The sequence below is a fragment of the Quadrisphaera sp. INWT6 genome (genome assembly GCF_015390235.1).
Taxonomy (GTDB): Bacteria; Actinomycetota; Actinomycetes; order Actinomycetales; family Quadrisphaeraceae; genus Quadrisphaera.
Map to the genome: position 1 here is coordinate 249583 of NZ_VUOH01000003.1, position 18150 is coordinate 267732.

Genomic DNA, 18150 nt, shown 5'->3' on the forward strand with positions numbered 1-18150 from the left:
GGAACCGCAACCGAGCGCCTCGTTGCGGTTCCAGAGGGGGGTCAGAGGAGCTCGCGGAGCACCAGCGAGAACGACCGCGGCCCCGCGGTCAGCTGGTGCTGCGGCAGCACGCCGGGCCCGCACGAGGCGGTGCCGGTGCCGTGCACCGCGGCGTCGAGGGTCAGGACGACGTCGGGCCCGGGGACGAGCTCGGCGTCGTGCCGGGCCGCGGCGAGCTGCTCGCTGGTCCACCGGCGCGCGGTGAACCCGGTGGTGGGGTCACCCTCCACCCGCAGCCCCGGCGTGCCGGACCCCGGGCCGCCCCGCAGCTCGACCCAGCGGGCGCCCGCGCGGTGCCCGTTCTCCTGGGGCATGACGTACGGCGTCTGCAGGTCGTCGACGGTGCTGGTGAACCGCCCGGTGAGGGCGGCCAGGCCCGTGTCGGGGTAGGCCTCCCCCGGCCCGCGGCCGAACCAGGTGACCCGCTCCAGCGAGCGCGGCAGGTGCAGCCGCAGCCCGAGGCGGGGCCACGGGACCGTCCACTCCCCCAGCGGCTCGACGTCGACGGCCAGGCGCACCGCGGCCCCAGCCCCCTCGTCCAGACCGTCCACGCCGTCCACGCCGTCCACGCCGTCGTCGCCGCGAGCGGCGGACCAGCGCTGCGTGACCAGCAGCCCGAGCGCCGTGGACGCCGGGGCCACCCTCGTCACGACGACGAGCGACGGGCCCTCGACGTCGGCGGACACCACGCGGTGCTGCAGCCGGTCCAGGCCCAGCTCGCGCCACTGGCGGGCGCGCGGCGTGCCGTCGTGCTCGCCCTCGTCGTTGTCGGTCGGCGCGCGCCACAGGTCCAGGCGCAGACCCCGCACGGGCAGCGCCCCGAGGCGGTGCAGGGCACCGGTGGCGGCGTCGAACCGCGCTCCCCCGAGCACGAGGTCGGCACCGAGGCGCTCGGCGCCGCCGTCCACCGACAGCGACGAGCGCGACGCCGACGGCGACGGCAGCGGGTCGAGCGCCAGCTGCCCGCGTCCGAGCACGTGACCGGCGGGGGCCCACGACTCGTCGACGGTGCTGGACGCCGTGACGGTCACCCACCGCTCCCTCGCGCCGGGCGTCACCGGCGCGAGCGCCGCGGCCGGGAGCACGAGGACGGCGGACTCCCACGGCGCGAGGTCGGGGACCTCCAGGGCGCCGGAGGCCACCTCCACGCCGTCGTCCTCACGGGTCCAGCGCAGGGCGACGCGCCCGTCGCCGAGGCGGCGCACGTCGTAGCGGTTGGTCACCTGCAGCGCGGGCGCCCCCGACGGACCGGCGACGACGACGCGCACGGGGGCGTAGGCCACCGCCAGGTCGAGCAGCCCCGGGGAGGGGGTGCGGTCGGGCAGCACCAGGCCGTCGGCCACGAAGTTGCCGTCGTGGACCACCTCGCCGAAGTCACCGCCGTACGCCCACCGCTCGCGTGCGGTGCCGTCGGCGGCGGTGACGCGCTGGCGCAGGCCGTGGTCGACCCACTCCCAGACGAACCCGCCCATGCAGCGCGGGGACGACTCGAACAGCTCCTGGTACTCCGCCAGGCCCCCGGGCCCGAGCCCCATGGCGTGGGCGTACTCGCACTGCAGGAACGGCTTGGCGCGCAGCGCGGCGTCGTGGGTGTCGTCGCGGGCGCCGGTGATCTGCCCGTCGAGCAGCGCGTCGGGCGTGCCTACGTGCGGCTCGCTGCTCGTGGCGTACGCGGCGGTCGCGGCGTGGGAGGCGTACATCTTCGAGACGACGTCGCTGTCGGGGTAGCCCCAGTCGTGCTCGTAGTGCAGCGGCAGCCCGGTGCCGACGGCGCGCGCGGCCCGCGCCATCGCCGAGAGGTTGCGGCCCGCCCCGCTCTCGTTGCCGAGCGACCACACCACGACGCTGGCGTGGTTCTTGTCGCGGTGCACGGTGCGGACCATCCGGTCGACCATCGCGGCCTCCCAGGCCGGGTCGTCCGAGGGGTTGCCCACCCAGGAGGTCTCCCAGAAGCCGTGGGTCTCCAGGTCGCACTCGTCCACCACCCACAGCCCGTGCTCGTCGCACAGGTCCAGGAACCGCGGGTGCGGCGGGTAGTGGCTGGTCCGGACGGCGTTGACGCCGTGCTGCTTCATCAGCAGGACGTCGGCGAGGTCCTCCGCGGGGGTGGTCGAGCGGCCGCGGTCGGCGCTGACCTCGTGGCGGTTCACCCCGCGCATCAGCGTGCGCGCGCCGTTGACGGTGAAGACGCCGTCGGTGATCGCGACGGTGCGGAACCCGACCCGCAGCGCCACGCGCTCGGTGGCGGTCACCACCTCGACGTCGTACAGCCGGGGGTGCTCGGCGCTCCAGGGCTCGACGGCCGCGGTGGTGCGCTCCCCCGGGGCGAGGTCGAGGCCCAGCTCGGGCACGAGGACGCGCGCCGCCGGGTCCGTCGTGGCGACGTCAACCCCCAGCGATCCCTCACCGGTGGTGTGGTCGTAGCCGGCGTGGACGTGGACGTCGTCGACGCCACCGACCGGACGGGCCAGCAGCGCGACGTCGCGGAAGATCCCCGAGAGCCACCACATGTCCTGGTCCTCCAGGTAGGAGGCCGAGGACCACTGGTGCACGCGGACGGCGACGACGACCTCGCGCCCCGCGGCCAGCGCCGCCGAGAGCGGCGCGGTGACGTCCAGCTCGGTCGGCAGGCGGGAGCCGACCGAGCGGCCGACCTCGGTCCCGTCGACCCAGACGCGGAAGGCGGAGTCGACGCCCTCGAAGCGGAGCACCGCCCGCCCGCCGGCGGCGAGGACGTCGCGCACGGAGGCCGGGACGTCGACGGTGGTGCGGTGATCGCCGGTGGGGTTCTCGTCGGGGACGAACGGCGGGTCCACCGGGAACGGGTAGACGATGTTGGTGTAGGCGGGGAGCCCGTAGGCGCCGTCGCCCTGCAGCTGCCAGTGCCCGGGGACGGCGATGGCGTCCCACGCGGCGTCGTCGAACCTCGGCTGCGCGAAGGACTCCTCGACGTCGGCCCGCGGGCTCCAGCGGAAGCGCCAGCTGCCCGCGAGGTCGACGCGGGGCGCGTCGGAGCGGAGCGCGGCCCGGGCGGGGAGCACCTCCCGCGAGGGGAGGTGCTCCTCGAACCAGCGGGTCACTTGACGGCGCCCGCGGTCCCGTCGGCCACGAACCACCGCGAGAGGAACAGGAAGGCCACCATGATCGGGATGATCGCCATGAGGGCGCCGGCCATGACCATGCTGTAGTCGGTGCCGAAGCTGACGTTGAGCTGAGCCAGCGAGGTCTGCAGGGTCTGCACCTGCGGGTTCACCAGCACGATGAGGGGCCAGACGTAGTCGTTCCACGAGGCGACGAAGGTGTAGATCGCGAGGAACGCCAGGCCCGGGCGGGCGGTCGGGACGGCCACGTGCCACCACTGCCGGAAGAAGCCGCAGCCGTCGAGCCGGGAGGCGTCGAGCACCTCGTCGGGCACGGACGTCGACATGTACTGCCGCATCCAGAACACGCCGAAGGCGTTGGCGAGGGCCGGGACGACGAGCGCCTGCAGCTGCCCGATCCAGCCGAGCTCGCGCATGATCAGGAACTGCGGGATCAGCGAGAGCTGCGCGGGCAGCATGAACAGCAGCAGGAGCAGCCCGAACAGCACGCGGCGCCCGGGGAACTCGAACTTGGCGAAGGCGAAGGCGGCGAGGGAGTCGAGCGTCAGCACGAGCGCGGTGGTGACCACGGCCACGACCGCGGTGTTGGCGAGCGCCCCGAAGAAGTCGATCCGCGCGAAGACGTTGGAGATGTTCTCCAGCAGGTGCGTGCCCGGCACCAGCTTCGGCGGGGTCGAGAAGATGTCGCGCGTGGTGTTGGTCGCCATGACGACCGACCAGTAGAACGGGAAGAGCGCGGCGAGCACGCCGACCCAGAGCACCAGGTGCGGGAGCAGCGACCGGCGCCGGGCGGCGCCGCTGGGGCGCCGCTTCGGGGCGGGGGCCGCCGCACCGGCGGCGGCCTCGGGTCCGGGCAGGGTGGGCGCGGCCATCAGCGGTCATCTCCGGTGCGGGCGAGGCGGAAGTTGATGACGACGAACACGAGCACGACGGCGAAGACGCCCATGGCGATCGCGGCGCCGTAGCCGTAGTCGTTGTTGTTGAAGGCCTGCTGGTAGAAGTACAGGACCATCGTCAGCGCGCCCTGGCCCGGGCCGCCGGAGTTGGGGTTCACGGCCGTGTTGGAGCCGAAGAGCACCTGCGGCTCGGTGAAGGTCTGCAGCGTCGTGATGGTCGAGATGACCGTGGTGAACAGGATCACCGGGCGCAGCAGCGGCAGCGTGACGGACCAGAACTGGCGCACGGGGCCGGCGCCGTCGAGCGCGGCGGCCTCGTAGACCTCACCGGGGATGGCCTGCATGCCCGCCAGGTAGAGGATCGCGTTGTAGCCGCACCACTGCCAGGTGATGAGGGTCGCGACGACCACCTTCATGGCCCACGGGTCGGTGAGCCACGGGACGCCGGACAGGCCCAGGCCCGCCAGCGCCTGGTTGATGAGGCCGAACTGCTCGCTGAAGAGCGCCCCGAAGAACAGGGTGACGGCCACGATCGAGGTGACGTTGGGCAGGAAGTAGGCCAGCCGGTAGAACGACTTCAGCTTGGTGACGCTGTTGATCATCGCGGCGACCACGAGGGCCATCGCCAGCATCGGGAAGGTGCCCAGCACCCAGATCAGCAGGCTGTTGACGATGGCGCGGCGGAAGGTCGCGTCCTGGACCAGGAACTCGAAGTTCCGCAGCCCCACGAACTCCGAGCCGCCGATGCCGCCGAGCACGCTGTACTTCTGGAACGACAGCCAGATCGAGAAGACGACCGGGACCAGCACGAACACGCCGAAGAGGGCGAAGAACGGCGTGATCGCCAAGTAGACCGGGCCGAGCCGCTGCTGCGACCCGCCCGTGCGGGCCGGACGGATGAGGCGGTTCTTCCTCCCCCGTCCGGCCGACGCTGCCGCGGCCCCCGGGCCAGCGGCACCCGAGGGCGCGGTGAGCGTCATCTCACTGCACGCCGGCGCGCTGGGCGATCTGCTTGGCCGCGGAGACCGCGTCGTTCCAGGCGGTCGTCGCGTCCTTGCCGCCCTCGACGTTCGACAGCTCCGTGTAGTACGGCGCGGCGATCGCGGCGTTGTTCGCGTCGTCGTAGACCGTGGGCAGCGCCTGCGCGGCGGGCCCGAAGACCTCGATGGTGGCCTGGCCGCCGTAGAAGTCCTGGCCGGCGGTGAGGGCCGGCAGGTCGTAGGCGGCGAGGGTGGCCGGGAAGACGCTCGCGTCGGTGAAGCTCTTGGCGGCGTTGTCGGCGCTCAGCAGCGTCTTGATGTACTCGAAGGAGGCCTGCGGGTTGCGGCAGGCGGTGGTCAGCGTGAGGAACGAGCCGCCGATGTTGGCCGGGCCGTCGGGGCACTGCGTGACGCGCCACTTGCCGGAGGTGTCGGGGGCGCCGGAGGCGATGTCGAGGCCGAACCAGGCCGGGCCGACGTGGCCGACGATGGTGCCGGCGGCGAGCGCCTGGTTGTAGCCGGTGCCGTCGAACACGGCGCCGGAGACGCCGTCGGTGTGGGCCTGGACGGCGAGGTCCCAGCTCTTCTTGACCGCGTCGGACTCGCCGCCCCAGGCGCCGTCCTCGGTGACGAAGGTGGAGGGCTGCTGGGCCAGGGCCACGGCGAAGATGTCGGTGGTGTTGCGCACCGAGGCGGCGCCGGTGGCGGCCTTGACCTTCTTGGCGGCGTCGAACCAGCCGTCCCAGGTGGCGACGGCCTCGCCGGCGGCGGTCGGGTCGGTGGGCAGGCCCGCGGCGGCGAAGGAGTCCTCGCGGTAGTACGTGGCGGTGGGGCCGAGGTCGATCGGCAGGCCGATCTGCTTGCCGTCCTTCGTGGTGGCCGCGGCGTACTTGGCGGCCGAGAACGAGCTGGCGATGTCCTTGGCGCCGAGGTCGTTCAGGTCGAGGAAGGCCTCGGACTGGGTGAGGAAGGAGGGCATGTCCTCGCCCTTGACCCCGGTGATGTCCGGCACGGACTGGCCGGCCGACAGCGTGGTGGTCAGCTTCTGCTTGAAGTCACCGCCGATGATCGACGGGGTGATCGTGATGCCGGTCTGCGCGGCGGCGACGTCCTTGACGACCGTGTCGGAGATGGCGCCCGACCAGTACCAGAAGGCCAGGTCCTTGCCGTCGCCGTCGCCGGCGCCGGTGGCGCCGCCCGAGCCGCACGCGGTGAGGACGCTGGAGCCGGCCGCGCCGAGGAGGCCGGCGGTGAGGAGGAATGACCTGCGGGAGAGGGACACGCGCTGCTCCTGGGGGTGTGGCCGCTCGGTCTGCACGGGCTGCGGCGTTGCCAACCTTGCACGACTCTGAACGACTTTGGTGGAGTGGTGGCCGAAAAGTAGCCTTCCGGTGAAGAAGTTCGCAAGGTACTGTCCGGAACGTGCTTGCAGAGAGGCGCCAGCAGCTGATCCTCGGGATCGTCCGCCAGGACGGTCCCGTCTCCGTCGGCGCCCTCGTCGACAAGCTGGGCCAGAGCGCCGCCACGATCCGGCGCGACCTGATCGCCCTCGACGAGGAGGGCCTGCTCAAGCGGGTCTACGGCGGCGCGGCCCCGCTCCCCGACGAGCGCGACGAGCCCTTCGCCCTGGTCGCCGACGTGCGGGTGCCGGAGAAGCGGGCGATCGCCGCCCGCTGCGCCTCGCTCGTCGCCGACGGCCAGACCGTGCTGCTCGACATCGGCACCACGGCCCTGCAGGTGGCCTCGCTCCTGCGCGGCCGCCAGCTGACCGTCATCACCACGAGCCTCGCGGTGTTCGACGAGCTGCGCGACGACGACGCCGTCGAGCTGGTGCTCCTCGGCGGGATGTACCGCCGCCAGTACCGGTCGCTGGTGGGCTTCCTCGCCGAGGACGCGCTGCGCCAGGTCCACGCCGACGTCCTCGTGCTCGGCACCAGCGGCGTCACCGCCGACGGGCACGTGGTCGACACCACCCTCGTCGAGGTCCCCATCAAGCGGGCGATGATCGCCGCGAGCGACCGCGTGGTCCTCGCGGCCGACGGCTCCAAGTTCCCCGGCTCCGGCGTCGCGCGCGTGTGCGACGGCCGCAGCCTCGACGTCGTCGTCACCGACCCCGGCGCCGACCCCGCCACGTGCGCAGCGCTGCGGGCCGCCGGGGTCGAGGTGCACACCGAGCACCCCGCCGGCGCCCTCGCCGTCTGACCGCGCAGCCCCACACCCCGCCCCGCGACCCCCATCCGCAGGAGAAGACCGTGCACGACGACACCCGCCACGTCGAGAAGCGCGTCGAGCGCGTGCTCAAGGAGCGCATCGCGCCCGCGATCTACCGCGAGACCTCTCCGCTGGAGCTCGCCGTCTGGCACGTGCCCGGCGAGCCCGTGCCGGTGGCCGAGGCGCTGACCGCCACCTACGAGCCCTTCACCACCGGCTCGACGTGGGGCGCCCCCTGGTCCACCAGCTGGTTCACGCTGCGCGGCACCGTCCCCACCGCCTGGGCCGGCCAGCGCGTCGAGGCCGTCATCGACCTCGGCTTCGTCGGCGACTGGCCCGGCAACCAGGCCGAGGGCCTGGTCCACACCGCCGCGGGCGTGCCGGTCAAGGGCGTGGCCCCCCGCAACCAGTACGTGCCGATCGCGCGCCCCGCCGTGGGCGGGGAGTCCGTCGACCTGCTGCTCGAGGCCGCGGCCAACCCGGACATCCTGGCCAAGGGCATGCTGCCGACCCCGCTCGGCCACCCCGACACCGCCGGCCGCGACCCGATCTACACCTTTGCCAAGGCCGACCTCGCCGTCCTCGACGAGGACGTCTACCACCTGGTCCTCGACGTCGAGGTGGCCCGCGAGCTGGCCGTCGAGCTCTCCCCGGCGACCCCCGCCGCGCCGAGCTGCTCCGCGCGCTCGAGCGCTGCATGGACGCCGTCGACCTGCAGGACGTCTCCGGCACCGCCGCCCGCGCCCGCGAGGTGCTCGCCCCGGCCCTCGCCAAGCCCGCCACCGCCAGCGCGCACGTCGTCTCCGCCGCCGGCCACGCGCACATCGACTCCGCCTGGCTGTGGCCGCTGCGTGAGACGATGCGCAAGAACAGCCGCACCTTCTCCAACGTCGCCGCCCTGGCGCAGGAGTACCCGGAGATGGTGTTCGCCTGCTCCTCCGCGCAGCAGTACGCGTGGACGCAGGAGCGCTACCCGGTGGTCTTCGAGCGCATCAAGGAGGCCATCGCGGCCGGCACCTGGGCGCCCGTCGGCGGCCAGTGGGTCGAGGCCGACGGCAACCTGCCCGGCGGCGAGGCCCTGGCCCGCCAGATCGTGGTCGGCACGAAGTTCTTCCGCGAGCAGCTCGGCGTCGAGCCCCACGGCGTGTGGCTGCCCGACTCCTTCGGCTACACCGCCGCCTACCCGCAGCTGGCGCGCCTGGCCGGGTTCGACTGGTTCCTCACGCAGAAGATCTCCTGGAACCAGACCAACAAGTTCCCCCACCACTCCTTCTGGTGGGAGGGCATCGACGGGTCGCGTATCTTCACGCACTTCCCGCCCGCCGACACCTACAACGGCAACTTCGACGGCGCCGAGCTGGCCCACATCGTCAGGAACTTCCAGGACAAGGGCCGCGCGACGACGTCGCTGTACCCCTTCGGCCACGGCGACGGCGGCGGCGGCCCCACCCGCGAGATGATGGAGAAGGCCCGCCGCACGGCCGACCTCGAGGGCAGCCCCCGCGTCGTCGTCGAGCACCCGGACGACTTCTTCGCCCGCGCGAGGGCCGAGTACGCCGACGCCCCGGTCTGGTCGGGCGAGCTGTACCTGGAGCTGCACCGCGGCACCTACACCTCCCAGGCGCGCACCAAGCGCGGCAACCGCCGCAGCGAGCACCAGCTGCGCGAGGCCGAGCTGTGGGCCACGGCCGCGGCGCTCAGCTCCGGCAGCGCCGGCGGGGGCGCGTCCTACCCCGAGGCCGAGCTCGACGCGCTGTGGAAGACGGTGCTGCTGCACCAGTTCCACGACATCCTCCCCGGCTCCTCCATCGCCTGGGTGCACCGCCAGGCCGAGGAGACCTACGGCCGCGTGGCCTCCGAGCTCCGTGCGCTGGTCGACGCCGCGGCGTCGTCGCTCGCCTCCCCGACGACCTCCGGCACCGGGCTGTCGCTGCTGAACACGGCTCCGCTGCCGTTCCGCGGCGTGGCGCTGCTGCCCGAGGGCACACCCGTGGTCGCCGACGGCGCCGCCGGGGCCCAGCGCCTGGCCGACGGTCGCGTCGCCGTCGCGGCCGCCGTCGACGCGCAGGCCGCCACCCCCCTCGACGACACCGCGGGCTCCGCCGCTCCGGTCGGGGTCGAGCGCCGCGACGGCGGGTTCGTGCTCGACAACGGCGTGCTCCGCGTCGTCGTCGACGCCGACGGCCTGCTGCCCTCCGTCGTCGACGTGGCCGCCGGCCGCGAGCTCGTGGCCGCCGGCCGCCGGGCCAACCTGCTGCAGCTGCACACCGACTTCCCGAACGACTGGGACGCCTGGGACGTCGACGCGCACTACCGCCGCCAGGTCACCGACCTGACCGGCGCCGAGTCCGTCGAGCTGGTCGACGCCGGCCCGCTCGTCGCCACCGTGAAGGTCGTCCGGGCGTTCGGCGCCTCCCGCCTGGAGCAGCTGCTCGTGCTGCGCGCCGGGTCGGACCGCCTCGAGGTGGAGACCGAGGTCGACTGGCACGAGCGCGAGAAGATGCTCAAGGCCGCCTTCCCGCTCGACGTGCACGCCGACCGCTTCTCCTCCGAGATCCAGTTCGGGCACGTGGTGCGCCCCACGCACACCAACACCAGCTGGGACGCCGCCCGCTTCGAGGTCTCGGCGCACCGCTGGGTGCACGTGGGCGAGCCGGGCGCCGGCGTCGTCGTCGCCAACGACTCCACCTACGGCCACGACGTCACCCGCGACGCCGTCGGCGGCGGTCCCGGGGAGCCGGCGAGCACCTGCACCACGGTGCGGCTGTCGCTGCTGCGCGCCCCCCGCGTGCCGGACCCCGAGGCCGACCAGGGCACCCACCGCTTCACCTACGCGGTGGCCCCTGCCGAGACCCCGGTGCAGGCGCTGCGCCACGGCTACGAGCTGAACCTCCCGCTGCGCGCGGTGGCCGGCTCGGTGTCGGTGCCGTCCGTGGCGGCGACCGCGCGCGGGACCGCGCTCGTGGAGTCGGTGCGCCTGGCCAGCGACGCCTCCGGCGACGTGCTGCTGCGCGTCTACGAGCCCAGCGGTGCCCGGGGTGCGAGCACCCTGCGGCTGGGCTTCCCGGCGGCGTCGGTGCACGTGGCCGACCTGCACGGCACGGCCCTCGCGGGCGAGCGGGCCGAGCAGCTGGAGGTCTCCTCCGACAGCGAGGTGCAGCTCGCGCTGCGCCCGTTCCAGGTGCTCACGCTGCGCGTCGCGCGCGCCTGAGCCCCCTCTGACCAGCGGTCGGGTCCGACGCCACCGGCTCGGGCCCGGCCGCTGCCCCACCCCTCCTCCCCGTGGTCATGGACGTCCGGAGCACGTTCCCCTTGTGATCATGGGCTTCCGGAACACCCGCGGAGGCACGCGATGGCCATGTTCGACCCCAGCGCGCAGCGGCCCGAGGCCTACCAGCGCTTCGTCCGCCCGGTGCCCCGGTGGTACCGCGACGCGGGCCTCGGGATCTTCGTGCACTGGGGCGCGTACTCCGTACCCGCCTGGGCGGTCCCGCTCGGCGAGCACGGCACCCACCACGACGACTGGTTCCTGAAGAACCCGTACGCGGAGTGGTACATGAACACCCTCCGCATCCCGGGCTCCCCGGCGGCGCAGCACCACCGCGACGTCCACGGCGGCGTGCCCTACGACGACCTGCTCGACTCCTGGCGCGCCGAGGCCTTCGACGCCGACGCGCTGGTGGCCCTCTTCGCGCGGGTCGGTGCCCGCTACGTGGTGCCGACCACCAAGCACCACGACGGCATCACCCTCTGGGACGCCCCCGGCACGGGCACCCGCAACACCGTCGCGCGCGGACCGCGCCGCGACCTGGTCCGGGAGCTCGAGCGCGCCACCCGGGCCGCCGGGCTCCGCTTCGGCGTCTACTACTCCGGCGGGCTCGACTGGCACGCCGCCGACACCGGGCCGATCTGGGACGCCGACGACGACTCCGGTGAGCGTCCCCTCGGCGCGGAGTACGCCGCGTACGCCACCGCCCACGTGCGCGACCTCGTCGAGCGCTACGCCCCCGACGTGCTGTGGGGCGACATCGACTGGCCCGACGCCGGCAAGCCCGAGGGGCCGGGCTCCTTCACGCACGTGCTCGACGCGTTCTACGCGCGCAACCCCGAGGGCGTCGTCAACGACCGCTGGGGCCTGACGCACTGGGACTTCCGCACCAGCGAGTACCAGGCCGGCACCGCCCTCGAGGGCGAGGGGGCGTGGGAGAACTGCCGCGGCATCGGCCTGTCGTTCGGGTACAACCGCGTCGAGGGTCCCGAGCACCACCTCGACGGTCCGGCCGCCGTGCGCCACCTCGTCGACGTCGTCTCCCGCGGCGGCAACCTCCTGCTGAACGTCGGGCCGGACGCCGCGGGGCGGATCCCCGAGCTGCAGCTGCGGTGCCTGGAGGGCCTGGCGGCGTGGATGGAGGTCAACCGCGTCGCGGTCCACGACACCCGGCCGCTCCCCGCCGACGTGGCCGGCGGCGCTGCCGACGAGCCGTGGGTCCGGTGGACGGCGGGCGCCGACGGGGGCACGGCCTTCGCCGTCGTCGACGTCGAGGGGGGACGGGTCCGGCTCGCGGCGCGCGCCGACGCGCTCGCCCTGGGGTGCGCCCGCCTGCTCAGCGGCGGCCCGGCGACCCTGACCGCCGTCGACGGCGGCGTCGAGCTCGACCTCGGCGCCGGACGGCCGGCGGACGCCCCGGCCGGGCCGCTGGTGGTGGAGGTCCCCCTGCGCGGCCGCTGACCGCGGTTCAGCCGCCGCCCGTCAGAAGGCGCGGGTCAGCACCGCGGGCGGGCCCGCGAAGACCCCGCGCAGCAGCGCCGCCGTGGCCGCGTCGCACGCGATGCGGCCACGGGCGCGGGCCCGCACCGGGTCGAGGTGGCCGGTGAAGACCGAGCCCAGGTCGGCGAGGCCGAGCTCCACCACGGGAGCGTCCGGCGCGACAGCACCGGTGCGCGCCCGGCCGGAGCCCACGCCCAGCCCCACCTCGACGGGCCCACCCGCGGATCCGGTCACCCGCAGCCGCACCTCGGCGGTCGTGCCGGGCGCGTACCCGCGCTGCGCCAGCGCAGCCGCCGGGTCGAGCAGGCGCAGCATCCAGGTGCCGTCCTCGACCGGGGCGACCAGCCGCTCGAGCGACTCCTCCAGCAGCCCGCCCGGGAGCACCAGCGCCTCGACCAGCGGGGCCGCGGGCACGTCCGCGACGGCGTACCGCCACAGCGCCACCTCGTCGTCGGGGGTCTCCCCCACCAGGTCGCGGACGACGCCGTCGTACGTGGCGCCGGGCACCGACGGCGGCCTGCGGTGCACGACGCACCACCCCGTGACGCGACCGCCGCGCTCGAGCACCCAGGAGCCCGCCTCGCTGACGTCCTCCGCCGGTCCTCCGGGGAGCCGGCGGTGGTCGAGGGTGCCGTCCAGCACCGCCGCGCGGCGCTCGACGAGGTCGGCGACGGCCGCGGCGTCGTCGGGCGCGGTCGGCCTGACCACGAGCGCGGCCCCGCCGCGGGGCACCCGGGGCAGGTCCGCGAGCAGCTCGCGGACCCGCAGCGCGTGCACGGGGCGGCGACCGGCGACCCCGAAGCCGTGGGCGCGGTAGAAGCGGTGCGTCGACGGGACGAGGGCGGCGACGACGGCACCCGAGGCCGCGGCGGCCTCGAGCGCGCTCTCGAGCAGCGCGCCCCCCAGACCCCGGCCCCGGTGTGCGGGGTCGACCGCCACGGAGGAGACGGCGGCGCCGAGGAGCCGTGCGCCTCCGAACCACTGGCCCCGCAGCCGCACGGTCACCGTGCCGACGACGGCGCCGCCGCCGTCGTCCACCGCGACGACCCGGAGCTCCCCCGGGTCGGCGACCACCGCCGGTGCGACCCGGTCGTGCTCGCTCAGCGCACCGGGACGCGGCCCGGGCGTGCTGGAGGAGAAGACCGCCGCCGCGAGCCGCTCCGCGGCCGCCACCTCGCGCCCCTCCGCACCCCTGACCGTGATCATGGACGCTCGCCACCCCCGGCGAGGTGGCGGAGGCCCATGATCACGGTTGGGGGGACGGGGTCAGCAGGAGTGGGCGTCACCGGTGGCGGACAGGGCGGCCGCCACCGCCGGGATCTCGCGGGTGTACCCGTCGAGCAGCTGGCGCGCCCGGGGCAGCGACTGGACCAGCGGGTGCAGCGCGAACGCCTTCTCCGCCAGGGCGCGCGACCCGGACAGCGCGGCGTCGATCGTGTAGCGCTCGCACGCCTTGAGCTGCTGCATGAGCCCGAGCTGGTGCAGGTCGGGCTGCGTGACGGCCTGGCGCTCCATGCCGGACGCCGAGACGCGCACCGGGACCTCGACGACGGCGTCGTCGGGCATCCCGGTGACCGCGCCGCCGTTGCGGACGTTGAGGATCAGCGTGGCCGGCTCGTCGCGGGAGACCGCGCGCATCACCGACAGCGCGACGCCCGCGTAGCCGTCGTCGCCCTGGAAGGGGCTGTCCTCGGCGTCGGCGACGTGGTCGTCGGGCTTGGCCTCGGCCATGTAGGTGGCGCTGCGGGCGGCGGAGGTGTCCTGCCAGAAGCGCCAGGGGTCCTCGGCGGAGGCGACGCGGGAGAAGAAGTCGGCCTGGTCGACCACCAGCTGCTCGCCGCGGGTGCGGGGCCGCTCGAGGATGGCGGGCACGGCGTCGCGGTTGCAGTAGTAGTAGTAGAGGTACTCGTTGGGGATCGCGCCGAGCATGCGCAGGGCGTCGACGCCGAAGACGGCGCCCTCCTCGAGGGAGCCGAGCAGCTCGTCGTCGGCCAGCACGCGCGGCAGCACGTCCTCGCCGCGGTGCAGCACCCGGCGCAGCCAGCCCAGGTGGTTCAGCCCGGCGTAGTCGAGCACGACCTCGCGGGGGTCGATGCCGAGGCCGGCGGCCAGGCGGCGGCCCAGGCCCGAGGGGGTGTCGCAGATGCCGACGGCGCGGTCGCCCAGCACCCGCTGCAGGGCCTCGGTGATCATGCCGGCCGGGTTCGTGAAGTTGATCATCACGGCGCGCGGCGCGACGGCGGCCACGCGCTCGGCGATCGCCGTCATGACCGGCACGGTGCGCAGGCCGTAGGAGATGCCGCCGGGGCCGACGGTCTCCTGGCCGAGCAGGCCCAGGGCGAGCGCCACGCGCTCGTCGGCCACGCGGCCGGCGAGCCCGCCGACGCGGATGGCGGAGAAGATGAAGTCGGCGTCCTCGAGAGCGGCGTCGAGGTCGGTGGTGGCGTGCACCACCGGCGCGGCCTCGGGGTGGGGGCTGCGCCGGGCGGCCGCCGCCAGGATCGCGCGGACGGCGTCGAGCCGGTCGGCGGTGACGTCGTACAGCCACACCTCGGTGATGCGGGGGCTGCCGGAGTCGGCCAGGAGGGCGCGGTAGACGTCGGGGACGCGGAAGCCGCCGCCGCCGAGCACGGTGAGCTTCATGCGAGCACCACCCGTCCGCCGGCCGCGGTCACGCGGTCGAGGGCGGACTGCGGCGCGCCGTCGGTGGTGACGAGCACGTCGACCGCCTCCAGCGACGTGGTCTGCAGCGACCCGGTGCCGGGGAACTTCGCTCGCGAGGTGAGCAGGACGGTCTGCTGGGCCGCAGCCACGAGGGCCTCCTTCGTCGGTGCCTCCACCGACATGTCGTCGACGACGCGGCCGTCCGGCCGCACCCCAGTGCACGAGAGGAACGCCAGGTCGCAGCTGATGCTGGCGAGCGCCTGCAGCGTCAGCGGCCCGACGAGGGTCTGGAAGTTGCGGCGCACCTGGCCGCCGAGCAGCACGACCTCGACGGCGTCGTCACCGCGCAGCTCGTCGAGCACGGCGAGGTTCGCCGTGATCACGGTGACGCGGCGCCCCGCCAGGTGGCGGGCGAGCAGCGGCGTGGTGGTGCCGATGTCGAGGGCGACGACGGCGCCGTCGGGCACCAGCGCGGCGGCGGCCCGCCCGAGGGCGGCCTTCTCGTCGGCGTCGGTGGCCGCGGTGCTCGCCCACGGGGCCTCGACGCTTCCCTCGCTGGTGCGGCTGATCTCCTGCCCGCCGCGCGACAGGAGCACCGCGCCGCCGTGGGTGCGGCGCAGCTCGCCGCGGGCGTCGAGCTCGTGGAGGTCGCGCCGGACGGTGGACGCGCTGACGCCCATGGCGAGCGCCAGGTCGTTGACGGAGGCGAACCTGTCGGCGTCCAGCCGCTCGAGGATGCGGCCATGCCGCTCCTGTGTCTGCACGTCCTCAGTCAACTGCTCTGCGCACTTTCAGTCAAGTGATCAGCGACATGGCGGCGCGTGCGCGTTTTCGCGCACCTGTGCCATGCTCGGCCGCGTGAGCGAGCACCCCGGCACGAGCTGCGACCTGGCCTTCCTCGGCCCCGTCTACGTCGACCTGGTGATGACCGGGTTCGACGCCCTCCCGGTGCTCGGCTCCGAGGTCCACGCCACCGCGATGCACCTCTCCCCCGGGGGCACCGCCACGCGCGCCGTCGCCGCCGCCCGCCTCGGGGCGCGCACCGCCCTGCTCAGCCTCGCCGGGCACGACCTCTTCGGCGACCGCCTCGTGGCCGACCTGCAGCAGCTGGCGCCCGCCGGCCTCGACCTCACCGGCCTCGTGCGCAGCGACGCCACCCCCACTCCCGTCTCGGTGGCCGTCGTCGCCGGCGGCGACCGCACCTTCCTCACCTACGAGCAGCCGCGGTGGGCCTCGCCCGTGCAGCTGCCCGACTGGCGCGCGACCCCCCGCTCGCTGCACCTGGACGTCTCCGACCCCGTGCCCGCCTGGGTGAGCGGTCTGCGCTCCGCCGGCACCGAGCTGGTCGGCGGGGTCGGCTTCGTCGACGACGCCGGCTGGGGCGAGCGCCTGCGCCGCCACCTCGCCGACGTCGACGTCTTCGTCCCCAACGACGACGAGGCCCAGCGGGCCACCGGCACCCCCACCCCCGAGGCCGCCGCCGCGGCGCTGGCGGAGCACGTCGGCGTCGCCGTCGTCACCCGCGGGGCGCGCGGCGCGGTGGCGGCCGGCGCCCAGGGCTGGGTGGAGGTCGACGGCGCGGGCCCGGAGGTCCTGGGCTCCCTGGCCGCCGAGCCCGTGGTCGACACCACCGGCGCCGGCGACGTCTTCGCCGCGGCGCTCATGGCCGGCGGGCTGGAGGGCTGGTCGCTCACCCAGCGCGTGGAGGCCGCGGTGCTGTGCTCCGGGCTGGCCGTGCGCCGTCCGGGCGGCGCGAGCGGCGCCCCCGACGCCGCCGCCCTGCGCACGTGGTGGGACGCCGCCCCCGCCGAGGGCCGGCGCCGCCTGGCGCACCTCGAGGCGTGGGTCACGCGGGGCGCCTGAGCGCCAGCGCCTCCAGCCGGGCCAGCGTCTCGCGGTTGCGGGCGTCGATCGTGACGTGCCGCAGCGGCGCGGGCACGAGCGCTCCCGGCCCGGCCACCGCGTCCTCGGTCAGGGAGACGAGGGTGCCGCCGTCGCGCGGCTCCAGGGCGAAGACCACCCGGGCCTCCCCCAGCGGCCAGCCCCGCGCCGTCACCACGAGGCGGCGGGGCGCGTCGGCCTCCTCGCAGCGCGTCTCGCCCTCGCGCTGGAGCGGCCAGGCGCCGACGGTCGGCAGCAGCCGGGCCCCGGGGGCGGGCCAGCGCGGGTCGACGGCGCGCACGTGCGTCGACCCGACCACGAAGCCCGCGTAGGACCAGCCGTCCGCCAGCACCGCCCAGACCGCTCCGGGCTGCGCCGCCACCCACCGCTGCTGCGTCCCCACGGGCCCACCTCCGCTCGCCGCGGGCAGCGCTGCTGCAGCGCCCGCCCGCCGAGGGCCGGTGGCTCGACCTCACCACCGACCCTACGGCGGCCCCTCCCGGCCGGCCCGCCCGGCGGGGCTCAGGGGACGAGGTACCCCGCGGCCGTGAACAGGCGGTACCACTCCGGGCGGCTGAGCCGGACGTCCGAGCCCGCAGCGACCTCGAGCACCCGCTGCGCCTTCGTGCTGCCCAGCACCACCTGGATGTCGGCCGGGTGCCGCGTGATCCACGCCGTCGCGATGCCCGTCGGGGTCACCCCGTGGGTCTGCGCCAGCTCGTCGAGGACGTCGTTGAGCTCGGCGTAGTTCTCGCGGTCACCGATGAACGTGCCGGTGAAGAACCCGCCCTGGAAGGGCGACCACGCCTGCAGCGTGGTCCCGTGGAGGCGGGCGTGGTCGAGCATCCCGCCGTCGCGGTGCACCGACTGGTCGAGGTCGCGCATGTTGGACGCGACGCCGGTGGCCACCAGCGGGGCGTGCGTGATGCTCAGCTGCACCTGGTTGACCACGAGCGGCTGGCGCACGGCGGTCCTCAGCAGGTCCTGCTGGAGCGGGGTGTGGTTGGAGACGCCGAAGTGGCGGACCTTGCCGGAGGCCTCGAGCTGGTCGAACGCCGCGGCGACCTCCTCGGGCTCCACGAGCGCGTCGGGCCGGTGCAGCAGCAGGACGTCGAGGTGGTCGGTGCGCAGCGCCTCCAGCGACGCGTCCACCGAGCTCAGGATGTGCTCGGTGGAGAAGTCGAAGTAGCCGTCGCGGATGCCGACCTTGGAGACCAGCTGCACCTTCTCGCGCTGCTCCGGGGTGAGGCGGACCGCGTCGCCGAAGCGGCGCTCGCAGAGGTGGTCGCCGCCGTAGACGTCGGCGTGGTCGAGCATCGTGACGCCCGCGTCGAGCGCGGTGCTGACCAGGTCGCGGACGGCGGCGTCGTCGAGCGCGTCGATGCGCATGAGCCCGAGGACGACGCTGCTGACCTCGGTGCCGGTGCGGGAGAGCTGCTGGGTCTTCACCCGCTCCATCCTGTCGTGCCCGCCCGGTCGCAGCACCCTCGGGAGGGGGACCCGCGGGGGGCTCGGCAGACGGGTGAGTCTCGGGTGGCGGGGAGTCCGCCGGGCGAGGACAGTCCGTGCCAGCTGGAGTGATCCAGACCTCGTTCAACCTGGAGGTGCGG

At 74.8% G+C, this 18150-nt stretch carries 12 protein-coding genes and 1 pseudogene; 4 read left to right on the forward strand and 9 right to left on the reverse strand.

Annotation, left to right across the window (positions count from 1 at the left end; genetic code table 11):
- Positions 1–41: 41 nt before the first annotated feature.
- The 4 genes from F1641_RS11005 to F1641_RS11020 are packed head-to-tail and all read right to left on the reverse strand — an operon-like array spanning position 42 to position 6298.
- A complete protein-coding gene (locus tag F1641_RS11005) occupies positions 42–3119 on the reverse strand; it encodes a glycoside hydrolase family 2 TIM barrel-domain containing protein (RefSeq protein WP_194905473.1) in 3078 nt (1025 codons plus the stop codon).
- Entirely contained in the window at positions 3116–4012 is an 897-nt protein-coding gene (locus F1641_RS11010) for a carbohydrate ABC transporter permease (protein ID WP_194905475.1), read from the reverse strand. The genes F1641_RS11005 and F1641_RS11010 overlap by 4 nt, the downstream gene beginning before the upstream one ends.
- Positions 4012–5016: a carbohydrate ABC transporter permease gene (locus tag F1641_RS11015; RefSeq protein WP_194905477.1), complete on the reverse strand. Its 1005-nt coding sequence runs from the start codon at positions 5014–5016 to the stop codon at positions 4012–4014. Before F1641_RS11015 ends, F1641_RS11010 begins: the two co-directional genes overlap by 1 nt.
- A 1-nt stretch (position 5017) precedes the next feature.
- Complete coding sequence (locus F1641_RS11020) at positions 5018–6298, reverse strand: extracellular solute-binding protein (protein WP_194905479.1); 1281 nt, start codon at positions 6296–6298, stop codon at positions 5018–5020.
- A gap of 140 nt (positions 6299–6438) precedes the next feature.
- On the opposite strand from F1641_RS11020, the gene F1641_RS11025 reads away from it, so the two are divergent.
- From F1641_RS11025 to F1641_RS11035, 3 genes and pseudogenes are all read left to right on the forward strand, one after another.
- Positions 6439–7218: a DeoR/GlpR family DNA-binding transcription regulator gene (locus F1641_RS11025; protein WP_194905481.1), complete on the forward strand. Its 780-nt coding sequence runs from the start codon at positions 6439–6441 to the stop codon at positions 7216–7218.
- A 50-nt stretch (positions 7219–7268) separates the two neighbouring features.
- A pseudogene (locus F1641_RS11030) lies at positions 7269–10438 on the forward strand (alpha-mannosidase).
- 141 nt (positions 10439–10579) lie between these two features.
- Positions 10580–11956: an alpha-L-fucosidase gene (locus tag F1641_RS11035; protein WP_194905482.1), complete on the forward strand. Its 1377-nt coding sequence runs from the start codon at positions 10580–10582 to the stop codon at positions 11954–11956.
- Positions 11957–11977: 21 nt separating this feature from the next.
- On the opposite strand, the gene F1641_RS11040 is transcribed toward F1641_RS11035, so the two are convergent.
- The 3 genes from F1641_RS11040 to F1641_RS11050 are packed head-to-tail and all read right to left on the reverse strand — an operon-like array spanning position 11978 to position 15423.
- A complete protein-coding gene (locus tag F1641_RS11040; protein ID WP_194905483.1) occupies positions 11978–13201 on the reverse strand; it encodes a GNAT family N-acetyltransferase in 1224 nt (407 codons plus the stop codon).
- A gap of 60 nt (positions 13202–13261) precedes the next feature.
- Positions 13262–14638 carry a 6-phospho-beta-glucosidase gene (locus tag F1641_RS11045; RefSeq protein ID WP_194905485.1) on the reverse strand — a complete coding sequence of 459 codons (1377 nt, stop codon included), beginning with the start codon at positions 14636–14638 and terminating at the stop codon, positions 13262–13264.
- Positions 14635–15423 carry a DeoR/GlpR family DNA-binding transcription regulator gene (locus tag F1641_RS11050; protein ID WP_194905487.1) on the reverse strand — a complete coding sequence of 263 codons (789 nt, stop codon included), beginning with the start codon at positions 15421–15423 and terminating at the stop codon, positions 14635–14637. Before F1641_RS11050 ends, F1641_RS11045 begins: the two co-directional genes overlap by 4 nt.
- A 94-nt stretch (positions 15424–15517) precedes the next feature.
- Here F1641_RS11050 and F1641_RS11055 point away from each other — a divergent pair, with 94 nt between their 5' ends.
- The gene (locus F1641_RS11055; protein WP_194905488.1) at positions 15518–16522 is read left to right on the forward strand and encodes a carbohydrate kinase family protein; all 1005 of its coding nucleotides are present in this window, start codon (positions 15518–15520) and stop codon (positions 16520–16522) included.
- Here F1641_RS11055 and F1641_RS11060 read toward each other — a convergent pair.
- Together F1641_RS11060 and F1641_RS11065 are read right to left on the reverse strand one after the other, a co-directional pair.
- A complete protein-coding gene (locus F1641_RS11060) occupies positions 16506–16943 on the reverse strand; it encodes an SRPBCC family protein (protein ID WP_194905491.1) in 438 nt (145 codons plus the stop codon). The two genes, F1641_RS11055 and F1641_RS11060, sit on opposite strands and share 17 nt — an antisense overlap.
- A gap of 119 nt (positions 16944–17062) precedes the next feature.
- Positions 17063–17989 (reverse strand): aldo/keto reductase, encoded by a 927-nt coding sequence (locus F1641_RS11065; protein WP_309225563.1) that lies wholly within the window; start codon positions 17987–17989, stop codon positions 17063–17065.
- Positions 17990–18150 lie beyond the last annotated feature (161 nt).

Bases quoted from the DNA above. Each gene is read 5' to 3' on its own strand.
- F1641_RS11010 (WP_194905475.1), bottom strand. From the start codon at position 4,012: ATGGCCGCGCCCACCCTGCCCGGACCCGAGGCCGCCGCCGGTGCGGCG.
- F1641_RS11015 (WP_194905477.1), bottom strand. From the start codon at position 5,016: ATGACGCTCACCGCGCCCTCGGGTGCCGCTGGCCCGGGGGCCGCGGCA.
- F1641_RS11035 (WP_194905482.1), top strand. From the start codon at position 10,580: ATGGCCATGTTCGACCCCAGCGCGCAGCGGCCCGAGGCCTACCAGCGC.
- F1641_RS11040 (WP_194905483.1), bottom strand. From the start codon at position 13,201: ATGATCACGGTCAGGGGTGCGGAGGGGCGCGAGGTGGCGGCCGCGGAG.
- F1641_RS11045 (WP_194905485.1), bottom strand. From the start codon at position 14,638: ATGAAGCTCACCGTGCTCGGCGGCGGCGGCTTCCGCGTCCCCGACGTC.